Source organism: Enterobacter sp. K16B (genome assembly GCF_020216105.1).
GTDB classification, from domain to species: Bacteria; Pseudomonadota; Gammaproteobacteria; order Enterobacterales; family Enterobacteriaceae; genus Enterobacter; species Enterobacter sichuanensis.
This window is the reverse complement of record NZ_JAIWJZ010000044.1, coordinates 1-6,420: the sequence shown is the minus strand read 5'-3', so window position 1 is coordinate 6,420 and position 6,420 is coordinate 1. Positions and strand designations below refer to the sequence as shown.

At 55.3% G+C, this 6,420-nt stretch carries 5 protein-coding genes; all 5 read left to right on the top strand.

Going from position 1 to position 6,420, the window contains the following annotated elements; translation table 11 throughout:
* Nucleotides 1-668: 668 nt before the first annotated feature.
* The 5 genes from dppA (at nucleotide 669) to dppF (ending at nucleotide 6,389) form a co-directional block, all read left to right on the top strand.
* A complete protein-coding gene (gene dppA, locus LDK53_RS10715; protein WP_025759189.1) occupies nucleotides 669-2,276 on the top strand; it encodes a dipeptide ABC transporter periplasmic-binding protein DppA in 1,608 nt (535 codons plus the stop codon).
* A gap of 177 nt (nucleotides 2,277-2,453) precedes the next feature.
* Complete coding sequence (dppB, locus tag LDK53_RS10710; protein WP_045285992.1) at nucleotides 2,454-3,473, top strand: dipeptide ABC transporter permease DppB; 1,020 nt, start codon at nucleotides 2,454-2,456, stop codon at nucleotides 3,471-3,473.
* A gap of 9 nt (nucleotides 3,474-3,482) precedes the next feature.
* Entirely contained in the window at nucleotides 3,483-4,385 is a 903-nt protein-coding gene (gene dppC, locus LDK53_RS10705) for a dipeptide ABC transporter permease DppC (protein WP_225287107.1), read from the top strand.
* Between the two features lie 10 nt (nucleotides 4,386-4,395).
* Entirely contained in the window at nucleotides 4,396-5,379 is a 984-nt protein-coding gene (gene dppD, locus LDK53_RS10700) for a dipeptide ABC transporter ATP-binding protein (protein WP_008502772.1), read from the top strand.
* Nucleotides 5,376-6,389 carry a dipeptide ABC transporter ATP-binding subunit DppF gene (gene dppF / locus LDK53_RS10695; protein ID WP_008502773.1) on the top strand — a complete coding sequence of 338 codons (1,014 nt, stop codon included), beginning with the start codon at nucleotides 5,376-5,378 and terminating at the stop codon, nucleotides 6,387-6,389. Before dppD ends, dppF begins: the two co-directional genes overlap by 4 nt.
* Nucleotides 6,390-6,420: the final 31 nt, after the last annotated feature.

The window sequence follows — 6,420 nt, the reverse complement described above, 5'->3', positions numbered from 1 at the left end:
TGGTTTGGGACCAGTGGGTCGGAGGTTCGAATCCTCTCTCGCCGACCACATTCTGAAAAGGGCTAACCGCAAGGTTAGCCCTTTTTGCATTATGATCTTAGCCCGCCAGAGTGGCCAAAATGCCCCTTAGCCTCGCTTCACCCTGCCTGTTAACGATTTTGTGACATAATCCATTGTATTTTTTTATATATAGATTGATCTTTTTTCGCGTTGCTTATGGATAACCTCAGCATTTTTCGCTGTGCGTTTTAACGTTCGCGGTATTTAGTGCTCAGATAATCACCATTCTGCAAGAAAATTTACCCATTCTGAATAAAAGTTAATCACTGATTGTTGCGCAATATGAAGATAGTTGTGCTGCAAGATGGCGAGTAGCATAAATTTCCCTGCTGAAAACTGGCATGCATAGTTTTTTTAATCTTTGTTTGCGGTTTCTCACACTCAGCGTAAATCCCCGTCACCTGTATTGACGTTTTCACATTCTGTTGACAGATTGTAGGGCATGAGGGGCATTTCAGGGACGATCTGCGCTGCAACTCAAACGCTCTTCTGAAAGGATTCTCCATCCCTTTAACGCCTTCGGGCATCACCGACCGGACCGGGTAAAAAATAAATAAAGGTCTGGCGGCGTAACACAACAAAGCAAAACATCACATTGGAGCAGAATAATGAGTATTTCCTTGAAGAAGTCAGGGATGCTGAAGCTTGGTCTGAGCCTGGTGGCTATGACCGTGGCAGCAAGCGTACAGGCAAAAACCCTGGTTTACTGTTCTGAAGGCTCGCCGGAAGGCTTTAACCCACAGCTCTTTACCTCTGGTACGACATACGACGCAAGCTCTGTACCAATCTATAACCGTCTGGTTGAATTCAAAACCGGTACTACGGAAGTGATCCCGGGGCTGGCGGAGAAGTGGGACGTCAGCGAAGACGGTAAAACCTATACCTTCCACCTGCGCAAGGGCGTGAAGTGGCAGGACAGCAAAGAATTCAAACCAACGCGCGACTTTAACGCCGACGACGTTGTGTTCTCCTTCGATCGTCAGAAAAACGCCCAGAACCCGTATCACAAAGTCTCTGGCGGCAGCTATGAATACTTCGAAGGGATGGGTCTGCCGGACCTGATCGCTGAAGTGAAAAAAGTGGACGATAATACCGTTCAGTTCGTGCTGACGCGTCCTGAAGCGCCATTCCTGGCGGATCTGGCCATGGACTTCGCCTCTATTCTGTCTAAAGAGTACGCGGACAATATGCTGAAAGCCGGTACGCCGGAGAAAGTTGACCTGAACCCAATCGGTACCGGTCCATTCCAGCTGCTGCAGTACCAGAAAGACTCCCGTATTCTCTACAAAGCGTTCGAAGGCTACTGGGGAACCAAACCGAAGATCGACCGTCTGGTCTTCTCTATCACGCCTGATGCGTCAGTGCGTTATGCAAAACTGCAGAAAAACGAATGCCAGGTGATGCCATACCCGAACCCGGCTGACATTGCTCGCATGAAGCAGGATAAGAACATCAACCTGCTGGAGCAGGCGGGTCTGAACGTAGGCTACCTCTCTTTCAACACCGAGAAGAAACCGTTCGATGACGTAAAAGTGCGTCAGGCGCTGACTTACGCGGTGAACAAAGAAGCGATCATCAAAGCGGTTTACCAGGGCGCTGGCGTTGCTGCCAAAAACCTGATCCCACCGACCATGTGGGGCTATAACGATGACGTTAAAGACTACACCTACGATCCTGAGAAAGCGAAAGCGCTGCTGAAAGAAGCAGGCCAGGATAAAGGCTTTACCGTTGAGCTGTGGGCGATGCCGGTGCAGCGTCCGTACAACCCGAACGCACGCCGTATGGCAGAAATGGTTCAGGCTGACTGGGCGAAAATTGGCGTTCAGGCCAAGATTGTGACCTACGAGTGGGGCGAGTATCTGAAGCGCGCCAAAGCGGGTGAGCACCAGGCGGTAATGATGGGCTGGACCGGTGACAATGGGGATCCGGACAACTTCTTCGCTACCCTGTTCAGCTGCGCGGCGGCAAAAGATGGTTCTAACTACTCTCGCTGGTGCTACAAGCCGTTTGAAGACCTGATCCAGCCGGCGCGTGCGACCGACGATCACAACAAACGTATTGAACTGTACAAGCAGGCGCAGGTTGTCATGCACGATCAGGCTCCGGCGCTGATTGTTGCTCACTCCACCGTGTACGAGCCAGTGCGCAAAGAAGTGAAAGGCTACGTGGTTGATCCACTGGGCAAACACCACTTCGAAAACGTTTCTGTTGAATAATTAAAAGCCACGCCAGGCGGCGCTGCGCTTGCACTGGCCTACGGTATGTAGGCCGGGTAAGCGTAGCGTCACCCGGCAGCAGTGCTTTATTCCCTCTCTGAAAGGAGAGGGGATAAGATTTGTGAGCAATACAGACGCCACGCCACTGGTCGTGCGTCATCAGAGAGAATCCGGGTTATGTTGCAGTTCATCCTCCGACGTCTGGGACTTGTTATCCCCACGTTTATCGGTATCACCCTTCTCACTTTTGCCTTCGTCCATATGATCCCCGGCGACCCGGTAATGATTATGGCGGGCGAGCGTGGTATTTCCCCTGAGCGCCATGCACAGCTGTTGGCTGAACTCGGCCTCGATAAGCCGATGTGGCAGCAGTACCTCCATTATATTTGGGGCGTCATGCACGGCGACTTAGGGATTTCGCTGAAAAGCCGTCTTCCGGTGTGGGACGAGTTCGTGCCGCGTTTTAAAGCGACACTGGAGCTTGGCGTCTGCGCCATGATTTTTGCCACCGCGGTGGGTATTCCGGTTGGGGTACTGGCTGCCGTTAAACGTGGCTCCATTTTTGACCATACTGCCGTGGGCCTGGCGCTGACCGGCTACTCCATGCCTATCTTTTGGTGGGGCATGATGCTGATCATGCTGGTCTCGGTTCAGCTTAACCTGACGCCGGTCTCCGGGCGCGTCAGCGACATGGTCTTCCTGGATGACTCCAACCCACTCACTGGCTTTATGCTGATTGATACGGCTATCTGGGGCGAAGAGGGCAACTTCATTGATGCCGTCGCGCATATGATCCTGCCTGCCATGGTGCTGGGCACCATTCCTCTGGCGGTCATCGTGCGTATGACCCGTTCGTCCATGCTGGAAGTGCTGGGTGAGGATTATATCCGCACCGCGCGCGCCAAGGGTCTGACGCGTATGCGCGTCATCATCGTCCATGCGCTGCGTAACGCCATGCTGCCGGTGGTAACCGTTATCGGGCTGCAGGTGGGGACACTGCTGGCGGGGGCGATCCTGACCGAAACCATCTTCTCCTGGCCGGGTCTGGGCCGCTGGCTGATTGATGCGCTGCAACGCCGTGACTATCCGGTTGTGCAGGGCGGTGTACTGCTGGTCGCGACGATGATTATCCTCGTCAACCTGCTGGTCGATTTGCTGTACGGCGTGGTGAACCCGCGTATTCGTCATAAGAAGTAAGGGGCCATCATGTCACATGTTTCTGAAAATAAAGTGGTTACTGCACCGGTTCCAATGACGCCGCTGCAGGAATTCTGGCACTACTTCAAGCGCAACAAAGGCGCGGTGGTGGGGCTGGTGTATGTCTCTATCATGATCCTCATTGCGGTGTTTGCGAACGTGCTGGCACCCTACAACCCGGCGGACCAGTTCCGTGATGCGCTGCTTGCACCCCCGGCATGGCAGGATGGCGGTAGCCTGGCTCACCTGTTAGGTACCGATGACGTGGGCCGCGACGTGTTGTCGCGTCTGATGTACGGCGCGCGGCTGTCGCTGCTGGTCGGCTGCCTGGTGGTGGTGCTGTCCCTGATTATGGGGATCATCCTCGGTCTGGTTGCGGGTTATTTCGGCGGCATCGTTGATAACATCATCATGCGTATTGTCGACATCATGCTGGCTCTGCCAAGTCTGCTGCTGGCCCTGGTGCTGGTGGCGATATTTGGCCCGTCGATCGGTAACGCCGCGCTGGCCCTGACCTTCGTGGCACTCCCTCACTACGTACGTTTAACCCGTGCGGCAGTGCTGGTGGAAGTGAATCGCGACTACGTCACCGCGTCTCGCGTGGCGGGGGCGGGTGCGATGCGTCAGATGTTCGTCAATATCTTCCCTAACTGCCTTGCGCCGCTGATTGTTCAGGCGTCGCTCGGTTTCTCTAACGCCATTCTTGATATGGCCGCTCTTGGCTTCCTGGGCATGGGTGCGCAGCCGCCAACACCGGAGTGGGGCACCATGCTCTCCGACGTGTTGCAGTTCGCACAAAGCGCCTGGTGGGTTGTCACCTTCCCGGGTCTGGCAATCCTGCTGACGGTGCTGGCATTTAACCTGATGGGTGATGGCCTGCGCGATGCACTTGATCCCAAACTGAAGCAGTAAGAGGCACGAGATGGCGTTATTAAATGTAGATAAATTATCGGTGCACTTCGGCGATGAAGGCACCCCGTTTCGCGCCGTGGACCGCATCAGCTACAGCGTTAATCAGGGCGAAGTGGTAGGTATTGTTGGGGAGTCCGGTTCCGGTAAGTCAGTCAGTTCACTGGCGATTATGGGTCTGATTGATTATCCGGGCCGGGTGATGGCGGAAAACCTGCAGTTCAACGGTCAGGATCTGAAGCGCATTTCCGAGAAACAGCGCCGCCAGCTGGTGGGCGCGGAAGTGGCGATGATTTTCCAGGATCCGATGACCAGCCTGAACCCGTGCTACACCGTGGGCTTCCAGATTATGGAGGCGATCAAGGTGCATCAGGGCGGGAATAAGAAAACCCGTCGCCAGCGCGCGATCGATCTGCTGAACCAGGTCGGGATCCCTGACCCGGCATCCCGTCTGGACGTTTACCCGCATCAGCTCTCCGGTGGGATGAGTCAGCGCGTAATGATCGCGATGGCGATTGCCTGTCGACCAAAACTGCTGATTGCGGATGAGCCGACGACGGCGCTGGATGTGACCATTCAGGCGCAAATCATCGAGCTGCTGCTGGAGCTGCAGCAGAAAGAGAATATGGCGCTGGTGCTGATTACGCACGACCTGGCGCTGGTGGCCGAAGCGGCGCATAAGATCATCGTGATGTATGCCGGCCAGGTGGTCGAGACCGGAAATTCGCACGATATTTTCCGCGCGCCGCGTCACCCGTATACCCAGGCGCTTTTACGCGCGCTGCCGGAGTTTGCCCAGGACAAAGCGCGCCTGGCCTCGCTGCCGGGCGTGGTACCGGGGAAATATGACCGTCCGCAGGGCTGTCTGCTTAACCCGCGCTGCCCGTATGCGACAGACAAATGTCGGGCAGAAGAGCCAGAGCTGAACCAGCTTGCTGACGGTCGTCAGTCAAAATGCCACTACCCACTCGATGATGCCGGGAGGCCAACACTATGAGTACGCAACAGGCCACCACGCAACAGCCGCTGTTGCAGGCCATCGATCTGAAAAAATACTACCCGGTGAAGAAGGGACTGTTTGCCCCTGAGCGCCTGGTGAAAGCGCTGGACGGCGTCTCATTTAACCTCGAACGCGGTAAAACGCTGGCGGTGGTGGGGGAATCAGGCTGCGGTAAATCCACGCTTGGCCGTCTGCTGACGATGATTGAAGTGCCGACCGGCGGCGAGCTCTATTATCAGGGGCAGGATCTGCTCAAGCATGACCCGCAGGCGCAGAAGCTGCGTCGCCAGAAAATCCAGATTGTGTTTCAGAACCCGTACGGTTCGTTGAACCCGCGTAAAAAAGTGGGGCAGATTCTGGAAGAGCCGCTGTTGATTAACAGCAATCTGAGCAAAGAGCAGCGCCGTGAAAAAGCGCTGGCGATGATGGCGAAGGTCGGCCTCAAAACCGAGCATTATGATCGTTATCCGCATATGTTCTCCGGCGGGCAGCGTCAGCGTATCGCGATCGCGCGGGGGCTGATGCTCGATCCGGACGTGGTGATTGCCGATGAACCGGTTTCAGCGCTCGATGTTTCTGTCCGCGCGCAGGTGCTAAACCTGATGATGGATCTTCAGCAGGAGCTGGGGCTCTCTTACGTCTTTATCTCCCACGACCTGTCGGTAGTGGAGCATATCGCTGATGAAGTGATGGTGATGTATCTGGGACGCTGCGTGGAGAAGGGGACCAAAGACCAGATCTTTAATAATCCTCGTCACCCGTATACCCAGGCGCTGCTGTCTGCGACGCCGCGTCTGAACCCGGACGATCGTCGTGAGCGTATTAAGCTGACGGGTGAACTGCCAAGCCCGCTGAATCCACCTCCGGGATGTGCATTCAACGCCCGCTGCAGCCGTCGCTTTGGCCCTTGCACCCAGCTACAGCCGCAGCTGAAGGAGTATGGTGGTCAGCTGGTTGCCTGCTTCGCGGTCGATCAGGATGAAAATGGCGAGAAGCCACATGCATAAAGTAAAAAACCGGCGCTTAGCCGTTTTTTTT

Coding starts and splice junctions, on each gene's coding strand:
- dppA (WP_025759189.1), top strand. CDS start 669: ATGAGTATTTCCTTGAAGAAGTCAGGGATGCTGAAGCTTGGTCTGAGC.
- dppB (WP_045285992.1), top strand. CDS start 2,454: ATGTTGCAGTTCATCCTCCGACGTCTGGGACTTGTTATCCCCACGTTT.
- dppC (WP_225287107.1), top strand. CDS start 3,483: ATGTCACATGTTTCTGAAAATAAAGTGGTTACTGCACCGGTTCCAATG.
- dppD (WP_008502772.1), top strand. CDS start 4,396: ATGGCGTTATTAAATGTAGATAAATTATCGGTGCACTTCGGCGATGAA.
- dppF (WP_008502773.1), top strand. CDS start 5,376: ATGAGTACGCAACAGGCCACCACGCAACAGCCGCTGTTGCAGGCCATC.